At 42.3% G+C, this 24330-nt stretch carries 22 protein-coding genes; 17 read left to right on the plus strand and 5 right to left on the minus strand.

Annotation, left to right across the window (positions count from 1 at the left end):
* The coding region (locus J3L16_RS14110; RefSeq protein WP_207613646.1) for a TonB-dependent receptor at positions 1-2903 on the minus strand (2903 nt) is incomplete at its 3' end.
* Positions 2904-3164: 261 nt separating this feature from the next.
* Here J3L16_RS14110 and J3L16_RS14115 point away from each other — a divergent pair.
* From J3L16_RS14115 to J3L16_RS14125, 3 genes are read left to right on the plus strand one after another with little or no spacing between them, the layout of a single operon-like run.
* Positions 3165-4685: a tryptophan halogenase family protein gene (locus J3L16_RS14115; RefSeq protein WP_207613647.1), complete on the plus strand. Its 1521-nt coding sequence runs from the start codon at positions 3165-3167 to the stop codon at positions 4683-4685.
* Positions 4686-4687: 2 nt separating this feature from the next.
* The gene (locus J3L16_RS14120; RefSeq protein WP_207613648.1) at positions 4688-6091 is read left to right on the plus strand and encodes a tryptophan 7-halogenase; all 1404 of its coding nucleotides are present in this window, start codon (positions 4688-4690) and stop codon (positions 6089-6091) included.
* Positions 6088-7602 (plus strand): tryptophan halogenase family protein, encoded by a 1515-nt coding sequence (locus tag J3L16_RS14125; RefSeq protein ID WP_207613649.1) that lies wholly within the window; start codon positions 6088-6090, stop codon positions 7600-7602. Before J3L16_RS14120 ends, J3L16_RS14125 begins: the two co-directional genes overlap by 4 nt.
* 34 nt (positions 7603-7636) lie before the next feature.
* On the opposite strand, the gene J3L16_RS14130 is transcribed toward J3L16_RS14125, so the two are convergent.
* Positions 7637-8089 (minus strand): YHS domain-containing (seleno)protein, encoded by a 453-nt coding sequence (locus J3L16_RS14130; protein ID WP_207613650.1) that lies wholly within the window; start codon positions 8087-8089, stop codon positions 7637-7639.
* 182 nt (positions 8090-8271) lie between these two features.
* Here J3L16_RS14130 and ompR point away from each other — a divergent pair, with 182 nt between their 5' ends.
* Positions 8272-8994: a two-component system response regulator OmpR gene (ompR, locus tag J3L16_RS14135; RefSeq protein WP_242698848.1), complete on the plus strand. Its 723-nt coding sequence runs from the start codon at positions 8272-8274 to the stop codon at positions 8992-8994.
* A 12-nt stretch (positions 8995-9006) separates the two neighbouring features.
* Positions 9007-10317 (plus strand): two-component system sensor histidine kinase EnvZ, encoded by a 1311-nt coding sequence (gene envZ / locus J3L16_RS14140; RefSeq protein ID WP_207613651.1) that lies wholly within the window; start codon positions 9007-9009, stop codon positions 10315-10317.
* Positions 10318-10331: 14 nt separating this feature from the next.
* Here envZ and hslO read toward each other — a convergent pair whose 3' ends face one another.
* A complete protein-coding gene (gene hslO / locus J3L16_RS14145; protein WP_207613652.1) occupies positions 10332-11234 on the minus strand; it encodes an Hsp33 family molecular chaperone HslO in 903 nt (300 codons plus the stop codon).
* Positions 11235-11248: 14 nt separating this feature from the next.
* The gene (locus J3L16_RS14150; protein WP_207613653.1) at positions 11249-11653 is read right to left on the minus strand and encodes a S4 domain-containing protein; all 405 of its coding nucleotides are present in this window, start codon (positions 11651-11653) and stop codon (positions 11249-11251) included.
* A 91-nt stretch (positions 11654-11744) separates the two neighbouring features.
* Here J3L16_RS14150 and gspC point away from each other — a divergent pair, with 91 nt between their 5' ends.
* From gspC to J3L16_RS14210, 12 genes are read left to right on the plus strand one after another with little or no spacing between them, the layout of a single operon-like run.
* On the plus strand, positions 11745-12734 hold the full coding sequence (gspC, locus tag J3L16_RS14155; RefSeq protein ID WP_207613654.1) for a type II secretion system protein GspC: 990 nt from the start codon (positions 11745-11747) through the stop codon (positions 12732-12734).
* Between the two features lie 29 nt (positions 12735-12763).
* Positions 12764-14854 (plus strand): type II secretion system secretin GspD, encoded by a 2091-nt coding sequence (gene gspD, locus J3L16_RS14160; RefSeq protein WP_207613655.1) that lies wholly within the window; start codon positions 12764-12766, stop codon positions 14852-14854.
* A 23-nt stretch (positions 14855-14877) separates the two neighbouring features.
* A complete protein-coding gene (gspE, locus tag J3L16_RS14165; protein WP_242698855.1) occupies positions 14878-16383 on the plus strand; it encodes a type II secretion system ATPase GspE in 1506 nt (501 codons plus the stop codon).
* Between the two features lie 2 nt (positions 16384-16385).
* Positions 16386-17609 (plus strand): type II secretion system inner membrane protein GspF, encoded by a 1224-nt coding sequence (gene gspF / locus J3L16_RS14170; RefSeq protein WP_207613657.1) that lies wholly within the window; start codon positions 16386-16388, stop codon positions 17607-17609.
* The gene (gene gspG, locus J3L16_RS14175; protein ID WP_207613658.1) at positions 17610-18047 is read left to right on the plus strand and encodes a type II secretion system major pseudopilin GspG; all 438 of its coding nucleotides are present in this window, start codon (positions 17610-17612) and stop codon (positions 18045-18047) included.
* Between the two features lie 8 nt (positions 18048-18055).
* Positions 18056-18691, plus strand: a complete 636-nt coding sequence (gene gspH, locus J3L16_RS14180) for a type II secretion system minor pseudopilin GspH (RefSeq protein WP_207613659.1) — start codon at positions 18056-18058, stop codon at positions 18689-18691.
* On the plus strand, positions 18684-19070 hold the full coding sequence (gspI, locus tag J3L16_RS14185; protein WP_207613660.1) for a type II secretion system minor pseudopilin GspI: 387 nt from the start codon (positions 18684-18686) through the stop codon (positions 19068-19070). The genes gspH and gspI overlap by 8 nt, the downstream gene beginning before the upstream one ends.
* 1 nt (position 19071) lies before the next feature.
* Positions 19072-19713, plus strand: a complete 642-nt coding sequence (gene gspJ, locus J3L16_RS14190) for a type II secretion system minor pseudopilin GspJ (protein WP_207613661.1) — start codon at positions 19072-19074, stop codon at positions 19711-19713.
* Entirely contained in the window at positions 19710-20708 is a 999-nt protein-coding gene (gene gspK / locus J3L16_RS14195; RefSeq protein ID WP_207613662.1) for a type II secretion system minor pseudopilin GspK, read from the plus strand. Before gspJ ends, gspK begins: the two co-directional genes overlap by 4 nt.
* A complete protein-coding gene (gspL, locus tag J3L16_RS14200; RefSeq protein ID WP_207613663.1) occupies positions 20709-21908 on the plus strand; it encodes a type II secretion system protein GspL in 1200 nt (399 codons plus the stop codon).
* Complete coding sequence (locus J3L16_RS14205) at positions 21905-22384, plus strand: type II secretion system protein M (RefSeq protein WP_207613664.1); 480 nt, start codon at positions 21905-21907, stop codon at positions 22382-22384. The genes gspL and J3L16_RS14205 overlap by 4 nt, the downstream gene beginning before the upstream one ends.
* Entirely contained in the window at positions 22381-23136 is a 756-nt protein-coding gene (locus tag J3L16_RS14210; protein ID WP_207613665.1) for a type II secretion system protein N, read from the plus strand. Before J3L16_RS14205 ends, J3L16_RS14210 begins: the two co-directional genes overlap by 4 nt.
* Here the strand turns inward: J3L16_RS14210 and J3L16_RS14215 are convergent.
* On the minus strand, positions 23131-24318 hold the full coding sequence (locus J3L16_RS14215) for a tetratricopeptide repeat protein (protein ID WP_207613666.1): 1188 nt from the start codon (positions 24316-24318) through the stop codon (positions 23131-23133). The two genes, J3L16_RS14210 and J3L16_RS14215, sit on opposite strands and share 6 nt — an antisense overlap.
* Between the last annotated feature and the right edge of the window lie 12 nt (positions 24319-24330).

Consider the following 24330-nt stretch of genomic DNA (forward strand, 5'->3'; position numbering starts at 1 on the left):
AGAATTAATGTTGGTGGCGCAGCGTCTACATCTAGTGCTGTATAGTTTGCTTGCACACCAAAGTTAGACCAAATTCCCGGTAGGAAATCAAAGAAGTATTGGCCCGAAATTTCTAGACCCAAAATTTCTGCTTCTGCTTGATTGATTGACCCTTCGAAGAAGATTGGAATAGTATCGCCATCCAGTGTTATTGAGTCTACTTGAGTCGTCGCGTCATTTTGAATGACATTTTTTATATCTTTATAGAACAAAGATAATGCGAAAGAGTTCCCTGCTTCACCATACCACTCATATGACAAGTCATAATTATTTGATGTGGTTGGCAATAAGTCAGGGTTGCCTCCGCGAATAGTAAAGCGACTAAAGCCCCCACCCGTTGCCGGAATTGTCGACACATCAACATCTGAGTCTGGGTCTAGCATAGGCCGAGTTAATCTACTTGTACCAGTTATAGTTTGAGAGGCGTTTAGATCTGCGATATTCGGTAATGTAAGCCCTCTACTGACCCCGAATCGAATTAAACTTGAGTCAGTTAAGTTTAATTTTAAGTTTAACGATGGTAATAAGTAGCTGTCGTCAATACCAACAGTCCGAAACTCAGAATCTTGATTAAAGAAGGATACACCATTTGGTGCAAAGTCATTAATATCATCAAATGGTTCGACTTCTGGTATTGAATCATTTGGATCATCTGGGTCGATCGTCATGAAATTAAAGAATCCATCAGAGTCAATACTGACGTCGACAAACCTTAAGCCCGCATTCGCGTCAAGGTACATTCCATTGTTGAAATCTTTACTTATATCTAAGCGAACATAAAAGTTGGTAACAGACTCACTTACTGTAGAAGTTTGATCATCAGTGTACTGCTCATTAAAGTTTTCATCTCGACGCTGATTACCTTCTGAGTCTGTGAAAGGGCTGAAGTTTGAATTAACTAAATCTGGCTCATTGAGTGCGAATTCAAAATATTCATCGTGATTTCTTAAAAATCGGGAGTTAGCATAAACGAATGAAGTATTGTCACCAGTGACCACGCCACCACGTTGGAAATCTGAAAAATCAACAATTTCAAAGGTATCTTCTGCATCAAACGCATTGAAGCGCGCTATACCACCGTTCCATGCTTGAGTTGCAGCTTGCCAATTTAGCGCAGCCTCTTGATACACTTGATCCCGCTCAGAGTGGCGTGCTCCAAACTTTACAGATTTGAACCAGTCACTATTATCAAATTCATAGGTGAAATCAGCTCTTGCCGCAACACTATCCCCGTCACCATCTTGGAATTCGTCTGCAGCAAAACCATGGAAAGAACCTGCGGGGTCTGCAGTTGAAGTCGGAGTGGTGATTGGCTGTTGATTAACGCCTTGGTCAAATACTGCTGAGTCTTGTATTAAAGTTCCAGGAGAGACTGAAAACGACACCTCTGGGTCATCGATGTCTGGGCGTGTGAACACATCTAGGTTCGTAGAAGAACCAACCCAAAGAGAGCGGAATTGGAAATCAGACGTGGTTCGATGAATATCAAAGTCAGCCTTCCAATTGTCATCAATTTGCCATTGAACGTTAAGACTCAAATCGTCTGTGGTGGATTCGGTGGTTCTGCCTATACCCAAATTACCAATTCTGACACCTGGAGCGCCAAACCACGCATCTTGCTGAGAGGTAATATTACCTTCTTGAAATAAGCCTCCATCGATAGGAACTAACTCATTACAAAAATCATTTGGTTCATCACCTGTATCACCACTTCCGCAACGAGGCACTCCCACAGATGTTGTAAACGGAGCTAAAACAATATCAGAGCCTTGAACTGCATTGTCAGACACGGCTTGTTCAAATGCGAAACCGCCATCTTGTGCCTCAGTGGTTCTTTCTAATTCAAATGTTTCGTTGTCTAAGCGAAGGTACTTAGCTGTGACTTTTACTTTTTCATCGCTGCTGCGCCATTGGCCCGCTATATAAACACTTGAGCGCTCGCGGTCGACCTCTGTTGAGCGCAGTTGGAAGCCATTTACGATACCAACAGTTTGGCCTTCTTGTGGAATAACGCCGCCACTAAAGTCTTCTACATCAAAATCATTAAAGTTATCACCAGCGACCGAGCCTACAGGCACAGGTAAAATAGCGCCCGATTGATAACCATTAAACAACGAATTGAGCTCAGAATAAGAGCCTGACACCAAAATACCAAATTCACCGGCATCGGTTTTCCATCGGTTACTGACTAAAGCGCTAAATTGGGGAGAAGTATCTTCTCGCAAATCACTGTAGGTACCTTCAACAGAAACCACGCCATACAGACCATCCTTATCGAAGGGATCTAATGTGCGCACGTTGATGGTTCCACCAATGCCACCTTCTGTAATATCAGAAGTTTGATTCTTATAGACATCTACACCACCAATTAATTGAGGAGGGATAGACGCTAAATCTAAATCTCGAGCTCCATTTGCACTGAAGGCGTCTCGACCATTTAGTTCAACACGGTTAAAACCCAAGCCACGAACTAAGTTGCCTGAGCCTTCAGCTGATGGGAAATCGCCACCGTCTGAACCTATATCAAATTTAGTAACCGTAACCCCTGGTATTCTTGAAAGCGCTTCAGCTACGGATAAATCCGGTAGTGAGCTCGCGTCGGCTGCTGTAATAGAGTCGACAAAGGTACTGGCTTCGCGCTTTAGTTCGGCAGCAGAAGCAAGTGAGCCTCTTATTCCGGTTACTTCAATAACTTCAACTGACTCGTCGGTTGCAGCATTTTCTTCTGTAGTTTGTGCCACTGCATTGGAAGCAGCTATGCTTGTTATCAGTGCTGTGGTTCCGTAGAGAGCCGTTTTCACCGATGTGGCAATAAACGATTTCTTTTGTAAATTCACTGTGTGTTCTCCAAGATATTTTATCATAACATGACACTGAAAAAGCCAGAGCATGCTATAAACCGTAAAGTCATTTTGATGAATAGTTAACCACGTACATGTGCTAAAAATTCGTTCAAAAACCAGCAATATTAGTAGCTAAAGCGCTTTCTCGGTGTTCCCAATAAAGAGTGATAAATGCACACTTTAGTGATATTATAGTTACTATTGTTTAATTGCTGTTAATAAAATTAACATTAATTTCATTAAATGGGAACAGTTTGACTGGGGTTAAGGTGGATTTCTATTATGCGTGTGTGTATTTTAGGTGGCGGAACTGCCGGTTGGATGACAGCTGTAGCTATATCTAAAAAAATAAAAAATTGTTATAAATCAGTTGTTTTGGTTGGGTCTGAAGCTATAGGTACCGTTGGTGTTGGAGAGGCGACTTTACCTCATATACGGTTTTTTAATGACAATCTAGATATTCAAGAAAGCGCTTTCATGAGGGCGACAGAAGCCACCTTTAAGCTAGGAATTGAATTTTGTGACTGGGGTAAAGTCGGTCAGAGCTACATTCATCCCTTTGGCGATTTTGGAAAAGCGAGTCCCAAAGCTCCTTTTTATCAGCAGTGGCTGAAACTTTCTAATTATGGAGCTAACGACAGCTGTGGCGGCTTAGGGGAGTATGCATATGGCATTACATCTGCATCAAGAAACCGCTTTCAGTTGCCTTCAGATGGTAAGTCTGATTTACAGAAAGCCTTTGGTTATGCATACCAATTCGATTCATCTCTGTACGCTAAATTTCTCCGCGATTTGTCAGTAAAGAACGGTGTACAACGTATAGAAGGAAAAGTGGTGACCACTGATACGGATGAGAAATCCGGTAATGTAAACAGCATTACATTGGAAAGCGGGCAATGTGTTGAAGCTGACTTGTTTATAGATTGTTCTGGGTTTCGAGGAGTGCTTATAGAGCAAGCCTTGCAATCTGGCTACCAAGATTGGTCAAGATGGCTACCCTGTAATCGCGCTGTGGCAGTACCATGCGAAAATAGAGGCGAGTTAAATCCTTTTACTCGGGCTACTGCTAGAAAAGCCGGATGGCAATGGCGTATCCCACTGCAACATAGAACGGGAAATGGTCATGTATATTGGAATGAATTTATTTCTGATGATGAGGCGATATCTCAATTAATGGATAACCTAGATGGCCCAGCGCTAGCAGAACCTAAGCAATTGTTTTTTAAAACTGGCAGGCGGAATCATTTTTGGAAAAATAATGTCGTGGCAATTGGATTATCAGCGGGGTTTTTAGAGCCACTAGAATCCACCTCAATTCATCTCATTCAAGAAGGAATAACGAATTTGATCGAGCTGTTTCCTGTTGATGGTAATACGGAGTTAGATGCACAGGAGTACAATCAAAGAATGTCGCTGCAATATGAGCGGGTGAGAGATTTCCTGCTATTGCACTATGTTGCCAATGAACGAGATGACAGTGATATGTGGCGCTATTTTAGGTCTATGACGTTACCTGATAGCTTACAAGAGAAAATGGATTTATGGCTACGTCGGGGCTACATCCAAAAGTATGAATTTGGTGCGTTTTTGCCAGCAAGTTGGGTCGCTGTGATGTTGGGGCAAAACATGATCCCGTCTAATTATGACCCTAGAGTGGATAAAATGAATATAGATGAATTAACCGCTCACGCTGTACATATGCGAAATGACATTGCGATGTCGGTAAATGCCGCTAAATCTCATAAAGAGTTTATTGATTCAATTGGCGCTGCCTCTCATTCTAAGCCGCTAAGAGTAGGTTAACTGTGGAAATACAAAAAACTCGCCTTGTTGTTGTTGGTAATAGTTTTGCAGCAAGCCAATGTGTTGTTGCACTGCTCAACGAGCTGCCTAGCTCATTCGAAATCGTTTGGGTGAGGCCGACAGGAAAAGCAAAAAGTGACGAAATGTACGGCAGTATAACGTCGCCAGAAGCTTATAAATTTAATATCAATGTAAACTGTACTGAGCCGGATCTTTTGTTGAAAACGGGAACCAGTTTCTCATTTGGTACAGGGTTTGTTGAATGGGGGCAGCAAAAGCACCAGTGGATGCAGTGTTTTCACCTTCCCTTTCATGCCGAAGCTGGCGTGTATTTCCATCATTTTATGACTCGGCATAATGCCAATCTTAGCGATTACCTTATCAGTGCGCAGGCCGCTAAACTCGGTCGTTTCGCTCACCCACCCTCGGATAACCCAAATTCTGCGTTGTCTAGAGCGGAATACGGGTATCATTTTGACCCATTAGAATGGTCTGAGCTGTTTTATGGTTATGCCACTCGACAAGATGTAAATATCATTGAAAGTGCCGTCACTTCAGTTCAGGTGGTCGATGGCAATATCGCATCGATATTATTGAACAATGAGACAAAAATAACCGCAGATTTATTTATTGATTGTAGTGGTTCAAAAAGTTATTTGTTGTCTGAACTCAATGGTAAAAGATATGTTCAGCGACAAGTTCAAGCTACAAGCACGCGCCAAGCGGTAGCCCAGACTGGCCCTTCTTATCGTCAGGTTAGAGGAAGGGCTGATGGATGGGAGAGTATTACCCCCCTTCAAAATTGCAATTTACATTTTTCACAAAAAGCACTGAATGGCGATGTTCACAAAGGGTATCGCCCATATAGCCTTGGGCACAATGAAAAGGCTTGGATTGGGAATTGTGTGGGAATAGGCCATTCAGCATATATGCTAGAGCCTGTCACTCACGGGCCTTATACACTTTTGATGAAGGATATAGAGCGATTGCTTGAGCTTGTTCCTTTGGGGAGGGTATTAGAAGTAGAAAGTAAAGAATACAACCGACGGTATTTGAATGATATTGAACACGGACTGTTATTCCACAAGGCGTTGTACCATGATCAATATGATGTGGGGTATTCTGTTTGTGAAAAATTAGCGCGAAAACTAACTCAATTTAATCATAGAGGGATCGTAGCTAGTTTTGATTTGGAGCCCTTTAATGCCCAAGATTGGACAATACTTCATGCAGGGGTAGCAAGAACACCTAACAATTACGATCAATTAGCTGATCAAGTTAGTGAAAAAGATATGGCAGCCAAGCTAACTACAATGAAAAAAGGCATAGTACATTTAGCTAAGCAAATGCCACCCCATCATTTATATATCACCAAGTTAAAGCAGCACTTGCGAGGTCTACAATGACAGCGAATAAACGAATTCAGCATATTGCCATTGTCGGCGGAGGCACTGCGGGTTGGATGACTGCTGCTGCGTTATCCCGAGTGCTGTTACCTGAAAACGTGAAAATTACACTGATTGAGTCTGAGCAAATAGGCACCATAGGAGTTGGCGAAGCAACCATTCCTGATGTTGCTAACTTTAATCGGATGTTGGGAATAAATGAAGCGGCCTTCATGAAGGCGACGAACGGGACATTTAAGCTAGGTATTGAGTTTCGCGATTGGGGAAAAATTGGCGACAGTTACTTCCACCCTTTTGGTGAACATGGCGTTGCGATGAATGGGATTGATTTTCACCAGTATTGGTTACATTCCAGAGAACAGGGTAACCCTAAACCTCTAGAAGATTACAGTATTTGTGCGGTGGCAGCGCAACAAGGGAAATTTTCGCCTCCTGATAATAATCCCAGATCGGTTATGTCTCATTTACGCTACGCTTATCATTTCGATGCTACAGCCTATGCAAGTTTTTTGCGTCAATACGCAGAAAAGAATGGAGTCATTCGCGTTGAAGGTAAAGTTGAACAAGTGGGGGTGAGCAGTGAGTCTGGTAATATCAGCCATGTTCTCTTAGACGATGGTCGTTGCTTAGACGCTGATTTCTTTTTCGATTGTTCGGGGTTTCGCGCCTTACTTTTAGAGAAAACCTTGGGTGTTAAGTTTCATGATTGGAGCCACTGGCTGCCTTGTAACAGTGCTCAAGCTGTTGCAACAGAGCGAACTGAACCCTTGCTTCCTTATACCGTTTCAACAGCGAAAAGCGCAGGATGGCAGTGGCGTATTCCCACTCAACATCGCACTGGAAATGGTCATATTTATTGTACTGACTTTATGTCTGATGACGCTGCACATGATGTGTTATTGGCGGGGTTAGATGCGAAACCTACGACAGAGCCAAGAACGATCCGCTTTAAAACCGGATATCGCAATGAATTATGGAATAAGAATTGTGTGGGGATCGGATTAGCTGGAGGGTTTTTAGAGCCTTTAGAATCCACATCGATTTTTCTTATTCAGCAAGGCATTACTCGCTTTATTTCTTTGTATCCGAGCGGTGATATTTCCCCTGTGGTGCGAGATGAATACAATCGGTTAATGACTCGGGAGTTCCATCAAGTTAGAGACTTTATCATTTTGCATTATAAAGCGACAACGAGAGACGATTCTGAATTTTGGAATTACTGCCGCACTATGTCTATTCCAGATAGTTTGCAGCAAAAAATTGATTTATTTAAAGCGGGTGGCCGCGTGTTTAGAGATTCAGACGAACTGTTTTCTAGGCCAAGTTGGATTGCGGTTATGCTGGGACAAAATATTATTCCCAATTTTAGCGACCCTATTTTGTCAGGAATACCTGCCGAGCAAATTGCACAAAGCTTAGGCTCGATGAATCAGGCGATGAAACAAACCGTAGCAGGGTTACCAACTCATACAGATTTTGTTGCTAAACATGTGAGAGGAAATGATTTATAAGCCGCAGTTGTTGCGGCTTTTTAAATAGGATTACTTACTTAGTTAAGTCGACTAAATCAGGGTAGTTTTTATCAGCATCAATGATAAATTCAGCCTGTTTTTTCTCCCATTTTTTCTGTACGCCGGCACTGTAGTTTAAGTAAAGCTTACCTTTATCTATAGTGAAAATATCGGGGTCGATTCCGTAAAAGTTACCCGCTGCCATTGCATATGCACAGTAGCCACCATATTGGGGAGCATACTTTTCAGGGTTCTCATCAAACAGCGCTTTGTGCTCGGCTGATGAAAAATACCAATCTGCACCACGCCATTGACTGGTGTATTTTTCAGACCCTTTGGTGGCTTTGTTCTGAGTAAAATAAGCCACAGTATCGTAACCATAAATGGCTTTGTTATTGAACGTTCCTGTTTCTATCGCATCTTTGGCAAACACATTAAATGATAACAGCGCGAATGTTGTAATGAGTACAGCGACGATTTTTTGCATAGGAATTCCTCCGTAAAACGTTTATCTAACTGAATAAAACCCGATAAATCGAGACTTTCTTTCAGCGAATACACTGTTTGTAACATTATTTTAGGGGTAAACCCATTGTTAAAGTATAAGTTTTCTTTTTTAAGAATACACTTATCGTTATAGTTAATAAGAATAAATTGAGGGTGATGCTTATGGGACATGAAACGTCTAAAATCTTGGTTGTTGATGATGATATGCGTTTGCGTAGTTTACTTGAGCGCTATTTAGTCGAGCAGGGCTTTCAAGTAAGAACAGCCGCTAATTCAGAGCAAATGGACAGACTGTTAGAGCGAGAAAACTTTCATCTTATGGTACTTGATCTCATGTTACCGGGTGAGGATGGTTTGTCTATTTGTCGTCGTTTACGTAACAAAGAAAACGAGTTGCCAATCATTATGCTTACTGCAAAAGGCGATGAAGTCGACCGTATTATTGGTTTAGAAATGGGCGCAGATGATTATCTCCCTAAACCATTCAACCCTAGAGAGCTATTAGCTAGAGCAAAAGCGGTATTGCGAAGAAAGTCAGTAGAGGCACCTGGAGCACCATCTCAGGAAGAGCAATTGGTTAAGTTTGGTAAGTACTCACTTAATTTGGCGACTAGAGAAATGTTTAGTGGCGACCAGCCACTCACTTTAACAAGTGGTGAATTTGCGGTTTTGAAATCACTAGTAACCCACCCTAGAGAACCGTTATCTCGTGACAAGCTAATGAATTTAGCGAGAGGTAGAGATTACAGTGCCCTTGAGCGCAGTATTGATGTTCAAGTTTCAAGGCTTCGCCGTATGCTAGAAGTTGACCCTGCAAACCCGCGTTATATACAAACTGTATGGGGTTTGGGTTATGTTTTTGTGCCCGACGGTGAATTGAAATAAGGTAAAAATTGAGTGAGGTTTTTACCTAGAAGTGCTTTTGGACAAACCGTTTTATTAATTGGTGTATTACTGCTTATTAATCAGGTTGTGTCGTATTTATCGGTGACTTATTACTTTATTAAACCTAGCTATCAGCAAATTAATAGTTTGATCGCGACCCATATTTCTATATTAGAGGATACGGGGATCCTTACCCGCGGAGATGCAGAAGAAGAGGTTTTTGTAGGTGCATCCAAAATTCGGATAGTGAGTGAGAGTAATGCTCTTGAAGAAGGGCTTGGTAACGCGATCAATTATGAATTTATGTCTGCGCAAATTGGTAATCAATTAGGTTATAACGCAGATGTACGAATTGGTTCAGGAATAGGCGAAGCGCAAAAAAGTCCGTTTATTGTTTGGATTTTATTGTCTGAATACCCGGATAAATGGATCTCTATTCCCATTTATGGTTTAGATGAAACGAGTCTTTCACCTTTAACCATGTATTTAATGGTGATCGGTTTTCTAAGTGTGGTGGGGGGCTGGGCATTTGTTCGGCATTTAAATAGACCGCTACAAGCACTGCAAAAAGCTGCAAAAGAAGTAGGTAAAGGTCAGTTCCCTCCACCGCTAGAAGAGCAAGGTACTACGGAGAGTATTTTAGTGACTAGGGCTTTTAACTCTATGAATAAAGGGATTCAGCAGTTAGAGCATGACCGAACACTTATGACTGCAGGTATATCCCATGATTTACGTACTCCTCTGACTCGCATTCGGCTTGCATCAGAAATGTTACCTGACGATCAAGAGTGGATACGAGATGGCATAATTCACGATATCGAAGATATGAACGCGATTATCGATCAGTGTATTAACTATGCCCGGGTGGATCAGCATACAGAGGTGGAAAAAGCCAACTTAAACAGTTTAATTAACGACATTGTTCAGGCTCGTAAGCTTGAAGCTAATCATGAAATTGAATTGGATTTGAAGCCCTTACCTTTAACCCTGTTGCGTAAAGTTGCGATAAAACGCGTGTTAGATAATTTAGTAGAAAACGCTTTTAAATACGGAAGCGATAAAATTACAGTGCGATCTTATTTTGATGAAACCGAGTCGACTTTGGTTTGCGAAGTTAGAGACTTTGGTGACGGTATAAAAGAAGAATCCCTCGACGCTATGTTTATGCCTTTTGCTCAAGGAGACGCCGCCAGAGGTGGAGCTGGTTCGGGTTTAGGGTTAGCAATTACTAAGCGTATTATTGATAAACACAATGGTAAAATTAAACTACTCAATCACGCTGAAAAAGGGCTGGTAGCAAGAGTAACCCTTCCTCAACGTTAATTTTTAAGACACTTCTAATGTTGTGGTGACGCACTGTTTTGTGTCGCAACATTTCCAGCATGAAGGGCTTCTACATCTATAGCATCAAAGGAATACGTGGCGTGGCAGTATTGGCAATTCATGGCTATCTCACCTTGTTCTTCAACGATACTCAGCAACTCGCTCTTTTCTACGTGAAGTAAAGCTGCAAGGCTTCTTTCCCGTGAGCATGTGCAGGCATAGCGAATTTCTTCAGCATCAAATAGTTCAATATCGTGTTCATGATACAAACGGTGTAGCAGAGTTTTTACTGGTAAAGAAAATACTTCATCTGCCGTAAGGGTGTCGGCAAGGGTGGCAAAGTGATGAAAAGCTTCTGCTTCTTGATGCTCTGTCGCCTCACTACTTTGTGGTAGAACTTGCAGTAGCATACCTCCACTTTTGACATCTTGCTCTGTTTCGCTGTACAAATACACCCTTGTAAGTAGCTGTTCTGATTGCTCGAAGTAGCTTTCTATGCATTGGGCAAGAGAAGGCTTATCTAACGCCACAACACCTTGATAGCGCTCACCTTCATTGGGTGACAAAGTGATAACTAGAACTGCATCTGCACAAAGTTCTTCAAAGGTTTGAGGTAGTTGTTCTAGGGTTTCATCCCAGCGAGCTACACCCCGATAGGTTAACGTATTTGTGGCGGTGAGAATGGCGTAGCTTACGGGACCTTTTCCTTGAATTTGTAAGCTTATTTCACCTTCAAATTTTAGTGTGGCGCAGAGAAGCGAAGCAGCACTAGCCATTTTTGCTAGTAAATCTCTAATTGGCGCTGGGTAATCGCCTTTATTTAGTAACGCTTTAACGCTGTAATCTAACTGAACGATTTCTCCGCGAATGTGTTCTTCGTTAAAAACAAACCTATGTAGTAAATCTTTTTGTGTCATTGGGAATACTCAGACTATTGATGCTTAAGTTTAATAATTTCTCGACGTTGTTTTTTGTCGGGCCTGTGTTCGGGTTTTGGATTATGAAAAGCTTGAACTTGCCTAGCGGCTTTGTTTTGTTCTCGCTTTTCAATACTTGCAAGTGTTTCTTCGTATAAAGTTTGTGCAATAGGCGCTGACTGGCGCTTATCGACAATGTATAAAATTTTTATCTCTTTAGTATCCCAACCCGCTGGAATTTTAACCATAGCGCCAGGCTCTACATTTTTCCCAGGCTTTGTTCTATGCCCGTTGTAGTGCACTTTACCCGCTTGAATCCATTCTCTGGCAAGACTTCGGGTTTTACATAAACGAGCGGCCCAAATCCATTTGTCTAAACGAACGGGAACCTCTTGCGTGTTTGTCGGGTCTTTATTCATATAAAATATTTGTCACTCTTTCGCTTTAGTGTTGTGGCCTTTGCAATGACTAGGCTATCATGGACGGCCAATTTGGAGCTTTCGGTACAGTATGACTGTAGATAAACTGAACCTACAATTGCTAACGCTTTATGTTAGCCAATATCAACGCCACATCAATAGGGTTATTGTTGTAGTATTGGTGTTGTATTTGCTCGCGTTGTCCGCAGACCTTATTTGGCGGATTATACCAGAGCCACAACCATCATCACAAAATATCAGTGAGCAAAATGGAAACAGGCCGTCAGTTAAAGCTGGGTCAACGAGCAGTTCCGCTATTTTGCGTTCGTTACAGCAACTTAATTTATTTGGCGATGCCGTTCAAGTTGAGGTTCAGGAACAAGATGTAGTACAAGATGCACCAGAGACCAGTTTGAACCTCGTACTTGCAGGAGTAGTCGCCAGTAGCTCGCCTGAATTTGGTGCTGCAATTATTGAATCAAAGGGGACTCAATACACTTATGGTGTTGGTGACGATATTGAAGGGACTAAGGCAACGCTGAAACAAGTTAATACAGATAGGGTTATTATTCGCAATAGAGGGCGAGACGAAACCTTAATGCTTGAAGGGATTGATTTCGACAATGAAAATCGCAATGGCCCGCGAACTCGTGACACAGTTCAAGCGCCAGTTGAGCCGAGAAAGCCCAATAGGTCAAAGCCAAATAAAGCAAGTAAATTAGCGCCTGTCTCAAAAACCGAAAAGCCGCGTTTATCACAAGAAAGTATAGCAGCAACGCAGAAGTTAAGAGGGTCTCCAGATAGTTTTATTGACTTTATTAGTATCGCTCCACAGCGTGAAAATAACACAACAGTTGGGTACCGAGTATCTCCAGGGAAAGATCCTGCCTTATTTAATGCTGTAGGGTTAAAACGAGGGGATGTGATTAAACAAATTAATGGCTTGGATGTAACTGACCCTAGTCAAACCATTGAAGCTTTAGGCGTATTACGCAAGGCTGACACCATAGAGCTGACAATCAGTCGCAAAGATGAAACCTTGTCGCTCTTTTTAGAATTACCAGAGGCATCTGACAGTTAAGTCAGGCAAAGATAATAGGAAATAAATCAATGAGGCACGGTTTCAAAAAAGCAGTTAGCCGTATTACCGTAGCGCTGGCCACATCTTTAGCTTGTGCATCTTTGTATGCGGCTGAATATATGCCTAACTTCAAAGATACCGATATTAATGAGTTTATTAATATTGTTGGCAAAAACTTACAGCGCACTATTATTGTTGACCCCGATGTACGAGGTAAACTGTCCGTTCGCAGCTATGATTTACTTGATGAAGACCAATACTATCAGTTCTTCTTAAATGTACTTCAAGTGTACGATTTTGCAGTGGTAGAAATGCCAAGCGGAATTTTAAAGGTTGTTCGATCTAAAAATGCGAAACAAGCGAATATACCTGTGGTTGAAGGCGCGCTGTTAAACGGCGACGAAATGATTACCCGGGTTGTTCCTGTATACAATGTACCAGTAAGAGAACTATCTCCTATTCTTCGTCAGTTGAATGATGCCGCCGGTGGCGGAAACGTTGTTCACCACGATCCTTCCAACGTAATGATGTTAACGGGTCGAGCTGCTGTGGTAAACGGGCTTGTGGATATCATTCATAGAGTTGACCAAGCCGGTGATGAAGAAGTTGAAATTGTAAAATTAAAGTTTGCTTCTGCCTCTGAAATGGTGCGAATTATTGAAAGTATTAATAAAAGCCAAGGGAAAGCGAATACTACGGCGAAAGCCGCTCCTCGGCTTGTTGCTGATGATCGTACCAATAGTGTAATTATTAGTGGTGATTCCAAATCTCGTAGTCGTTTGAAAAACTTGATAGAACGTATGGATCAAGAATTAGAAACCACGGGTAATACTCGAGTTATCTTTTTGAACTATGCCAAAGCGGTTGATTTAGTTCAGGTGTTACAAGGCGTTAGTGCTAGTATTCAAGCTGATGACCAACAAGGTGGTTCTTCAAATGCATCGAGGCGCTCGTCAAATAATCGCGATGTCAGTATTGATGCTCACGAAGATTCAAACTCTTTGGTTATTACTGCAGAGCCAGATATGATGCGCTCGTTAGAAGAAGTCATACGCCAGTTAGATATACGTCGAGCGCAAGTCCAAGTAGAAGCCATTGTTGTGGAAGTATTTGAAGGCGACGGTACTACAGTGGGTGTTCAATTTGGCTCTGAAGCCGGTGGCGGTACTCAGTTTACTAATGGCACAGTTGGTATTGGTTCGTTAGCCGTTGCAGCCATTGCTGCTGATGATGTAGAAGAAACGTCGTTTGTAACCGATACAGAAGGCAACACTGTTGTTGATGATGATGGCAATGCTGTGACGGTCACGACCTCTACCCAAGGGGATTTTACCGGATTAGCGAATTTACTTGGTGGTGTTAACGGTTTAATTGCTGGTGTTGTACAAGACGGATGGACCGCGGTTTTACAAGCAGTCAGCACAGACACAAATTCAAATGTACTAGCGACTCCTCATTTAACCACTTTGGATAATGAAGAAGCCTTCTTTATTGTGGGTCAAGAGGTACCTATTATCACGGGTACTACAACCAGTGCGAATAACACTAACCCCTTCACTACAGTGGACCGTCAAGAAGTCGGAATAAAGCTTCAAGTGACGCCGCAAATTAACGAAGGTTCAGCTGTTCAATTGTTGATTGAACAAGAAGTGTCCAGTGTTAGCGGCGCGACAGCGGTAGATATTTCGATTAATAAACGAGAAATCAAAACCACAGTTATTGTCGATGATGGTGGCACCATAGTGTTAGGTGGTTTGATAGATGAAGATATTCAAGAAAGTGTATCTAAGGTGCCGTGGTTGGGCGATATTCCAATATTAGGTAACTTGTTTAAAACGACGTCTTCAACTAGCCGTAAACGTAATTTGATGGTGTTTTTACGCCCAACTATAATCCGCGATGGTATTCTTGCTAATACTATTAGTCAGCGGAAATACAACTTCATACGAGCAGAACAGTTGAAGCGTCAATCTGAAGGTGTTGCCTTACTTCCTAGTATTGAAACTCCTGTTTTACCTGAGTGGGATGACAGCTTAGCGTTACCTCCAAGCTACGATGAGTTTTTACTCGAAAAATCTGAAAAAGAGCTAGGCATAGAAAAACAGGAAGATGATGAATGAGTGAACTTGAAGAGACAGGGGTAATGCCTGACTCCGAAAGTGAGCAGGACATTGAAATAGAAAGACAACTTGCGTTTGGCTATGCCAAGCGCAACAAAGTACTACTTGAGATTAACCAAGACCCTGCTATTTTGTATTACACCGTGGATACCCCATTTAACGCGTTTGCTGAAGTACGTCGTTTTCACGGTGCGACTTTTACTCCCAAAGAAATAGACACAGATCAATTCGATCAAATGCTAACGGCAGCGTTTCAACGTGATTCATCAGCGGCAAAACAATTAATGGAAGATTTGGGCAACGAAAGTGATTTGTTCTCACTTGCAGATGAATTACCCGATACCGAAGATTTACTGGATAGCGAAGACGACGCGCCTATCATAAAATTGATCAACGCTATGTTGGGGGAGGCAATCAAAGAAGGCGCCTCTGATATCCACATAGAAACCTTTGAAAATCAGTTAGTCGTGCGTTTTCGCGTTGATGGGGTATTACGAGAGATTTTACGCCCGAATCGCAAAATGTCGTCTATGTTGGTTTCCCGTATTAAGGTTATGGCAAAGCTTGATATTGCTGAAAAACGGGTACCACAAGATGGCCGTATTACGTTGCGCATTGCTGGCCGTGCGGTAGATGTTAGGGTTTCGACTATGCCCTCAAGCCACGGTGAAAGAGTGGTGTTGCGTTTACTAGATAAAAACAATACGCGACTCAATTTAGCTGATTTAGGAATGACTGCCGCCAATCGCAAACATTTCTCAGAGCTTATTAGAAAGCCTCACGGTATTATTCTTGTTACTGGGCCGACAGGTTCAGGTAAAAGTACCACCTTGTACGCCGGCTTAACTGAAATCAATTCCAAAGACCGCAATATTTTAACGGTAGAAGACCCCATTGAATTTGATCTTCAAGGTATAGGTCAAACTCAGGTTAACCCTAGAGTTGATATGACCTTTGCACGAGGGTTACGTGCCATACTTCGACAAGATCCTGATGTGGTAATGGTCGGTGAGATACGGGATATTGAAACCGCTCAAATTGGTGTGCAAGCCAGTTTAACCGGTCACTTAGTGCTTTCTACTTTGCATACCAATACCGCCGCTGGGGCGATTACTCGTTTAGAAGATATGGGTATTGAACCGTTTCTTTTGTCTTCTAGTTTACTTGCTGTGTTATCTCAGCGTTTAGTGCGAACGCTATGTAAGTCATGTCGTATTGAACACATACCCACGAAAAGCGAATGTGAAATTTTAGGTATTGCCGAATCAGAGGCTAAAAACAATATTATTTATTCTCCACAAGGGTGCGCCGAGTGTAACCAAACAGGGTATCGAGGTCGAACAGGTATTCACGAACTGTTAATAATTAATGAACAGATACGGGAGCTAATGCACACAGGTAAAGGTGAGCAAGCCATAGAAAAATTCGTAAGGCAAACTGTGCCTAGTATTCGTGATGATGGTTGTAGCCGAGTGCTTGCGGGTATTACCTCGCTTGAGGAAGTACTTCGCGTGACACGCGAGGATTAACCATGGCTGCATTCGCGTATAAAGCAATTGATAATAAAGGCCGCAATAAATCGGGTGTACTAGAAGGCGATAATGCCCGCCAGGTTCGTCAACAGCTTAGAGAGAAAGGCCTAGTGCCTCTTTCTGTAGACCAAGTCGCAGAAAAAAATAAAGGTAACGAAAGCTCCGGCTTCACTTTGTTTCAACCTAAGATATCAGCGTCAGATTTAGCCTTACTTACTCGTCAGCTAGCGACCTTGGTTGAGTCGGCATTACCCATTGAAGAAGCCTTGCTTGCCGTAGCTGAACAGTGCGAAAAACAGCGTCATAAAAATATGATGATGGCAGTGCGCAGTAAAGTGGTAGAAGGTCACGGGCTTGCTTTTGCGATGTCTGAGTTCCCTAGTGTATTTGACGAGCTTTACCGAGCCATGGTTGCTGCAGGTGAAAAGTCGGGCCATTTAGACACAGTATTGAATCGATTGGCTGATTATACTGAAAAACGCCAACAAACCCGTAGTCAAATTAGTCAGGCACTGATTTACCCGTTCATCATGCTGTTTTTTGCAGTGGGTATTGTTGTGCTGCTATTGACCGTTGTGGTGCCAAAAATCGTTGGCCAATTTGATCATATGGGGCAAGACTTGCCTGCCATGACCAAGTTTATGATTGCCATAAGTGAGTGGTTACAAAGTTATGGTATTTTCCTTGTTATCATAATTGCCGTCGCCATATTTGTTGCTAAGCACTTACTTAAGCAAAAAGTATTGAAGCTCAAATACCATAAATTTCTTTTGCGGTTGCCACTCATTGGCAAGGTGAACCGAGGGCTAAATACCGCTCGTTTTGCGCGAACCTTGAGTATATTAACAGCGAGTGCAGTACCCTTACTCGAAGCTATGAGTATTGCCAGTGATGTGTTGGAAAACCTTCATATTAAGGGCGCAGTTGCTGATGCTTCTGTTAACGTAAAAGAAGGCTCTAGTTTACGAGCCGCGTTAGACAACACTAAATTATTCCCGCCTATGATGATGCATATGATTGCGTCAGGTGAAAAGTCGGGAGAGTTACAAAGTATGCTTGGTCGTGCCGCAGACAATCAAGACAGGGAATTTGAGAGCCTAATCGGTGTCTCACTTAAAGTGTTCGAGCCCATGCTTATTGTTAGTATGGCTGGGGTCGTATTATTTATCGTGTTAGCAATTCTTCAGCCTATTTTAGCGCTGAACAACCTGGTGAATGTGTAAATGAAAAATCGTAAATTGCAAAAAGGCTTTAGCTTAATTGAAATCATGGTCGTGCTATTGATTATTGGCATGATGGCAGCATTAGTTGCTCCGTCGGTACTTGGTTCGTCTGAAGAGGCAGCCCTTAGAAAAGCAGCTGTAGATATTCAGCAATTAGAAAGTGCCCTAGAAATGTACAAGTTGCGTAACAGTAACTTCCCAACTACAGAACAGGGTCTTGATGCATTAGTTAACGAGCCATCTATTGACCCAATCCCAAGAAATTACCCTGTGGGTGGTTTCATCAAACGTCTTCCTGAAGATCCTTGGGGCAACGAATATGCCCTTATTAGCCCAGGTGAATTAGGTGTTATTGATATTTACTCTACAGGGCCAGACGGTGAACCAGGCACTGATGACGATATCGGCACTTGGAATATCAACGATTACTTGAACTAAGCAGCATTATGCAGTTAGCGCCCATGAAAGCATCAAAAAACCTCGGATTTACTCTTATTGAGATACTCTTGGTATTGTTACTTATGGGCCTTGCAACCTCTTATGTGATGTTCAACGCGTTTTCCGTTGATCAGCAAGACAAGTTAAAAGATCAAGCAAGACGTTTTCAAGTTGTCGTCGATATGGCCAGTGATTACGCAGTGCTAAATCAATTACAATTGGGTATTCGTATTGAAGAAGCAGAAAACCAATACTTTTTCATGGTGCTAGATGAGGATAACAAATGGCAATTGTTATCCGATGATCCCTTGTATGGTGAGCAGTTATTACCTGAGGAATTTGAACTGGCGCTTTCTCTGGATGATTTACCTTGGGAAGAAGCCGATCGCTTATTTGATAGAGAAATCTTTGACGAAAAATTATCGTTGGATGATGCCAGTGTTGATATTGGCGATAAAGAAGAAAAGCCATTGCCTCCACCGCAAATTTTAATTATGTCTAGTGGCGAAATTACACCTTTCAGTCTTGAATGGATATATGAACCCACATTCAACGATGACGCACCGGCTTATTTTTATTTGAATAACAAAGATGTACCTCCCTTAGAGTTGCTTGGTCCTTTTGGAGAGGCACAAGATGCTTAATCGTTATAAACAGCGCGGCTTAACCTTATTGGAAGTCCTTGTTGCGCTCGCTATTTTTGCCATAACAGGATCAGCAATATTAAAAGCCGTAGGGGATAACCTAAGCTCAGTGGGGCAGTTAGAGACTATTACTATAGCTAACTGGGTTGCAAATAATCAGTTAACACAAATTCAGCTGGAAGAGCCTTGGCCAATCAAGAATAACCAAAAAGGCAGCGTTGAAATGGCCAATAGAACTTGGTATTGGCAGCAAAGTGTCGTGTCGACCAATGACGATGACTTAAAGTCAGTCACTATTTCTGTAGGCCTAGATGAAACCTTTAACGACACAGAAACATCAGTAACGTCTTTCTTCTCTAAGCCGGTGTCGAAAAGCTAATATGAAAAAAGCTAAAGGTTTTACGCTTCTAGAAATATTAGTCGCCATGTCTATTTTTACCTTAATTGGTTTTGCTGCAACTGGGTTGTTATCCACAGTCATCGACAGTAATGAGCTGTCGGGCGAGCGTTTCGATAAGCTACAACGATTGCAAAGAGCAATGATTATAATCGAACGGGATCTACAACAAGCTGTAGCACGAAGTGCGCGTATTGACGGTGAAATTAGTGAAACAGTTATTGAAGATGGCGTAAGTAGTGAAAGTGACGCTGATAGTTTGCGTTTTGTTCGCTCTGGCTGGCTTAATCCTCAGTTTATATTGCCTCGTAGTACTCTTGAGCCAATACTTTACCGCGTAGTCGAAAAACGCTTCGAAAGAGTGTCAGGGCATTATGTAGATGGCGCTATAGGTAATGAACCGAGAGTAAGGGTGTTACTTGATGATGTTACTAATTTTAGTGTCGAGTTTTTCATCGGAAACACCTTGGATGGCAATGTCGATTGGAATGAGAGCTATACGGGAACCGCCTTGCCAAGAGGTATAGCGCTAGAAATTGATACGGAATCATTTGGCATTATACGGCGTGAATTTGAATTGGCCGCATCCGCTGGAGGAGCTGATGAAGTGGAAGATGAATTATGATTAATCGTCAACACCAACATCAGCGGGGCGTAGCACTTATTATTGTGTTATTGATTGTTGCACTCGTGGTGGTGCTTGGCACGGAAATGGGTGGCCGTTTACAACTTAATATTCAGCGTATCCAAAATATTAAAGATAACAACCAAGCACAGTGGTACGCCTACAGTGCCGAAGCGTTTGCCGAAAAATCAATTAAGTTAATTTATGAACAATCAGCTGAGAAAATTCACGCAGGTCAGCCTTGGGCGGAGGAAGTGATTTTTCCGCTAGATGGCGGTGGTTTACAGGCGCAACTCGTTGATATGCAAAGCTGCTTTAATCTCAATGCATTAGCTGAAGCAACTAGCGATCAACTTCAAGAACAATCTGTCACACCACAAATGGAAGCGTTTCAGCGTTTGTTAGCGAGTATAGAAAGAGAAGAGCCCATAGAAAGCTTTACCATAGACACAGTTAGAGATTCACTGGCGGATTGGTTGGATACCGATGATAGAACGCGAGATTTTGGTGCTGAAGACCCAGAATATGAGAGCCGCCAAGTACCTTACCTTGCCGCAAATGGGCTTATGGTTAGCCAAACCGAGTTCAGATTAATTAACGGCGTCAGCAGTGATTGGATTAACGACGTCTGGCCTTTTGTATGTGTGATCCCGAATTCATCTGAATTGAAAATTAACGTCAATACACTAACGCCAGAACAAGCTCCTGTACTTGCGGGATTGGCGGGGATTTCCTTGTCTGAAGCCAACGAACTTATAGGCCGCCGTCCTGGTGATGGCTGGGAAGATATAGAAGATTTTTTGGGTGAAAGTGTTTTTCAAACCACCCCTTTAAACGATGAACAGCGAGCTTGGTTCGACATTACAACAACGTATTTTATTTTACACACAAAGGCCCGTTATAATAACGCGTCGTTTTCGATGTCATCGCTTTTTCAATCGACAAGCGCAACGTCTGTGTCCGTCATAAGACGGGAATTTGGAGGAATTGAATAAGTGGAACAGCTCATTGTAAGGCTGGGATCGGAACCAGAGTCTAATGTTTCTTGGTTAGTGTGGTCGACATCGGAATCTGAAGTCATTGCTTCTGGTGTGTTACCAAATGCTGCTGCTTTAAATAGTTTAACTGAACGTGCAGGGCACCGTCCTGTTATTGCGTTAGCCCCTTCCAGCGATATTGTCCTTAAGTGGGTCGACTTACCTCCTCGAGCGGGGCGTAAAATCCTATCGGCTATTCCATTTATGCTTGAAGACGATTTGAGCGAAGATATTTCCGATTTGTTTTTTGCCTATGGCCCTAAACAAGGCGATAGACAAGCTGTGGCCGTGGTGCGTCATTCGCAAATGGAATTGTGGCAATCTCAGCTTAAAAGTGCGGGTTTGGCTTGTGACAAAATACTTCCAGATGTGTTGTCCGTGCCACTAAATTCTGACGGCATGTCGGTGTTAACCTTGGGCGATCACCTTCTAGTCAGAGAAGATGAATGGAAAGGGTTACAGGGGGAAGAAGCGTGGATAACACCTGCTTTAGCGCATTTAACCAAAAGCCAACCAGAGCCTGTAAGTATTCACAATTACAGCGACCTAGATTTAGGACTTATCCCAAATGCCCACATAGATCCCAAAAACATTGAATTGCCTATGGCTGTTTTAGCGAAAGAGGCGCTGATAGCTAAGTTCAACTTGTTTCAAGGTGATTATAAAGTTCGTAAACAAACCAATACGGTGTGGAAGCAATGGCGCGTTGCAGCAGTGCTAGCCAGTGTTGCTTTGCTTGTAACCTTGGTCGACAAAGCGGTTACGCTAAGAACACTCAGTGCGGATAACAATAGAATAAAAGCTGAAATTCAACAACAGGTATCATCTTCATTCCCTAGAGCTCGAGGCTCTCGTGACGTAAGGCGTAAAATTACTCAGGAGCTAGCCAATTTACAACAAGGGGGCGGTAGCGCCAGTATGTTGAGTATGTTGTCAAACCTAGCTCCTGCTTTTTCAGGCTCGGATGTGAAACCTCAAAGCCTTCGTTTTGACAGTGCAAGAAATGAGATCCGCGTACAAGCCGTTGCGAGTAACTTTGAATCCCTTGAAAAATTTAAACGAGACGTTGAAGCAGCAGGCTTTGTGGTTGACCAAGGTGCAATTAATAAGCGAGACGAAGGCGTAGTGGGAAGCTTAGTGATTAGGAGTGGTGTATGAACGAATTACAAGAAAAGTTCAAAGCGCTGACAGAGAGAGAGCAACTACTGGTACTAATATCTGCCGTCGTTGTCGTCGTTGGTTTGTTTTACTTTGTTGTGTGGCAGCCCCTTCAAATCGGTATTGCAAAACAAACCGCAAGCTTAGAAAAGCAATCAGAGATGTTAGATTGGGTTCAGTCACAAGCTGTAAAGGCTAACCAGTTACGCAGCCTATCTGGGAAAAAGTCGAGTTTTAACGGTTCACTTCCTCAAGCGGTAAATGCCACCTCTGCTAGGCATCAAATTGCGATAAGTCGTATGCAACCGCAAAGTGAGGAATTACAAGTTTGGGTTGATGAAGCCGAATTTAATAAAGTTCTCGCGTGGTTACAGTCATTAGAAAAAATGGGCATATTGATTAAACAAGTAGATATTTCAGAGTCGAATACACCAGGTATAATTCGCATACGCCGATTACAATTAGGAAAAGTATGAAAAAAATAGCATTTTGGAGCATAGGGACTGTTTTCGCTCTTATTGTATTTTTACTCGCTAAATTACCTGCAGCTCATGTGGTTTATCGGTTGCCTTTGCAAAACAATATACTAGTGGGGAAGGTGTCGGGATCTATATGGAATGGTAAAATAGACAGGGTCTCCGTGAATGGTTTTGTTGTTGATAAGGTCAATTGGGAGTTGAGCGCATTTCCCTTACTGATAGGAAAGCTGTCGTTAAATGTGAAAGGCGGTAATATTCGAGACGCAAACGCAATCGCCGTTAGTGGGCCCATTTCTACTTCATTATTCAACCTTGCTCATGTAGAAGCCCAAAACTTGTCGTTGTATTTACCTAGTGAAAGGTTGATAGCTAAGGCCAAGCTCCCTATTAAACTGAGCATGGGAGGGCGCTTTAAGTTACGTTTTAAAGACTTGGAATATGGACCTAACTGCGAAGCTCTAGAAGGTACTGCAGAGTGGTTGAATGCGAATGTGGCGCTTCCCAGTGGAACAACAACCTTAGGTAATTTTGCGGCTGACCTTGCGTGTAAAGACGATGGAGTCGTAATGAGCTTAGCCGAGCCAAATACCCTAGGGTTATCTTTTGAGTCTGAATTTTCATCTGACTTTAAGAAATTTAATGTCTCAGGCAAATTTAAACCTGATCTCAACCTACCAGCAGAAATACATCAAGCAGGAAACTTTTTTGGTGAGCCTGAAAGGGATGGCTATACCCGCTTCGAATTATAAATTAGAGCCATTATGAACACGGTTACTAGAAAATAAATCTAGTTTACCTTGATATAGATTCTGGTCTTGGCGATTGGTTGATTTGCGTTTTGCTTCGCGAAAATAACGCTGACTTCTGTTGATATCGCCAAGCACATAATAGACTTTCGCTAAACCAAAATAGATTTCGTGCTTACTTTTGTCTAACCGCAGTGCGTCTCTATAGTGAGAAAGCGCTTGTTCATATTCTTCATTTTCGAAGTCTTGCTCACCGCGTATAAAGTGATAATAAGGGTTGTCTTCTAAATTGCGGTCGACCTGTGCCAAAAGTCGGTTAGCATCTTCAATTCGGCCTGTTCTGCGGTAAAGGTGGGCGAGGTTTTCAATTGCTGAAGGGTTATTTTTTTCAATAGAAAGGGCGTTTTTATAGACTTTTTCAGCTTCATTTAACATACCACTGTGTCGATATAACAAACCTAAATTGACCCAGGCAGAGGCGTGATCTGCGTCTAAGACCAGTGATTGGCGCAAGTAAGCATAAGAGGTGACATAATCTTTAACTAGCAGTGCATCGACTGCTCTATTGTTGTAAAACATACTCATTACTTCAGCCACATCTACAGCGCGCTTTTTGAATTTGTTGCGCCTAGTTTGTGGGTCGAAATCTACTTCTAACGTGTTATTAATTAAATTTACTTTTCCCAAATCTCGTGGGGGAGAGATGTTTACATTAATATGCCCATTCAATACGCTGTAGCCTTCCCGTCGCGTCCAATACTCTGGAATTTCTATGTCTTGAAATTCAGCATGAAAGCCGGCATAGGACGCCATCGAATAGGTCATAATTGACATTGAAAGGCAATTTGCGGCGCGATTCTTAAAGGTTTCATCGGCAACGGTATTCGCGCCAGAAATATATAATAAATCGAGTCTTGAGTGGTCAAATATGGCTGATACCAGAGAGCGCATTTGCTCTATTGGCGTATCTATTCGGTGAATGGAGCCATCAACGTAAGCTTTTGCTTCATCGCTAAGAGTGAATATTTCTTCTTTTGTTTCGATGTGAATATATTCATAGTCGGGGAAGGCAGTGTCGTGGAGTAAATTTGTTTCGAGACTTGGGTTGCTTCGGTCCAAACCTCCCGCACAAGCTGTAAGCAAAAATGCCAATAAAACCCCATAAAATGAAATTTGATAACGCATACATCACTCGCC

This window comes from Alteromonas sp. 5E99-2, assembly GCF_017368475.1.
GTDB lineage: Bacteria > Pseudomonadota > Gammaproteobacteria > Enterobacterales > Alteromonadaceae > Alteromonas_F.

Excerpts from the sequence above, each read along its gene's own strand:
- gspK (WP_207613662.1), top strand. The coding sequence starts at position 19,710 with ATGATTAATCGTCAACACCAACATCAGCGGGGCGTAGCACTTATTATT.
- ompR (WP_242698848.1), top strand. The coding sequence starts at position 8,272 with ATGGGACATGAAACGTCTAAAATCTTGGTTGTTGATGATGATATGCGT.
- J3L16_RS14115 (WP_207613647.1), top strand. The coding sequence starts at position 3,165 with ATGCGTGTGTGTATTTTAGGTGGCGGAACTGCCGGTTGGATGACAGCT.
- J3L16_RS14150 (WP_207613653.1), bottom strand. The coding sequence starts at position 11,653 with ATGAATAAAGACCCGACAAACACGCAAGAGGTTCCCGTTCGTTTAGAC.
- gspI (WP_207613660.1), top strand. The coding sequence starts at position 18,684 with ATGCTTAATCGTTATAAACAGCGCGGCTTAACCTTATTGGAAGTCCTT.
- J3L16_RS14125 (WP_207613649.1), top strand. The coding sequence starts at position 6,088 with ATGACAGCGAATAAACGAATTCAGCATATTGCCATTGTCGGCGGAGGC.
- J3L16_RS14210 (WP_207613665.1), top strand. The coding sequence starts at position 22,381 with ATGAAAAAAATAGCATTTTGGAGCATAGGGACTGTTTTCGCTCTTATT.
- hslO (WP_207613652.1), bottom strand. The coding sequence starts at position 11,234 with ATGACACAAAAAGATTTACTACATAGGTTTGTTTTTAACGAAGAACAC.
- gspG (WP_207613658.1), top strand. The coding sequence starts at position 17,610 with ATGAAAAATCGTAAATTGCAAAAAGGCTTTAGCTTAATTGAAATCATG.
- gspE (WP_242698855.1), top strand. The coding sequence starts at position 14,878 with ATGCCTGACTCCGAAAGTGAGCAGGACATTGAAATAGAAAGACAACTT.
- gspH (WP_207613659.1), top strand. The coding sequence starts at position 18,056 with ATGCAGTTAGCGCCCATGAAAGCATCAAAAAACCTCGGATTTACTCTT.
- J3L16_RS14215 (WP_207613666.1), bottom strand. The coding sequence starts at position 24,318 with ATGCGTTATCAAATTTCATTTTATGGGGTTTTATTGGCATTTTTGCTT.
- gspJ (WP_207613661.1), top strand. The coding sequence starts at position 19,072 with ATGAAAAAAGCTAAAGGTTTTACGCTTCTAGAAATATTAGTCGCCATG.
- gspF (WP_207613657.1), top strand. The coding sequence starts at position 16,386 with ATGGCTGCATTCGCGTATAAAGCAATTGATAATAAAGGCCGCAATAAA.
- gspC (WP_207613654.1), top strand. The coding sequence starts at position 11,745 with ATGACTGTAGATAAACTGAACCTACAATTGCTAACGCTTTATGTTAGC.
- J3L16_RS14130 (WP_207613650.1), bottom strand. The coding sequence starts at position 8,089 with ATGCAAAAAATCGTCGCTGTACTCATTACAACATTCGCGCTGTTATCA.
- J3L16_RS14205 (WP_207613664.1), top strand. The coding sequence starts at position 21,905 with ATGAACGAATTACAAGAAAAGTTCAAAGCGCTGACAGAGAGAGAGCAA.
- gspD (WP_207613655.1), top strand. The coding sequence starts at position 12,764 with ATGAGGCACGGTTTCAAAAAAGCAGTTAGCCGTATTACCGTAGCGCTG.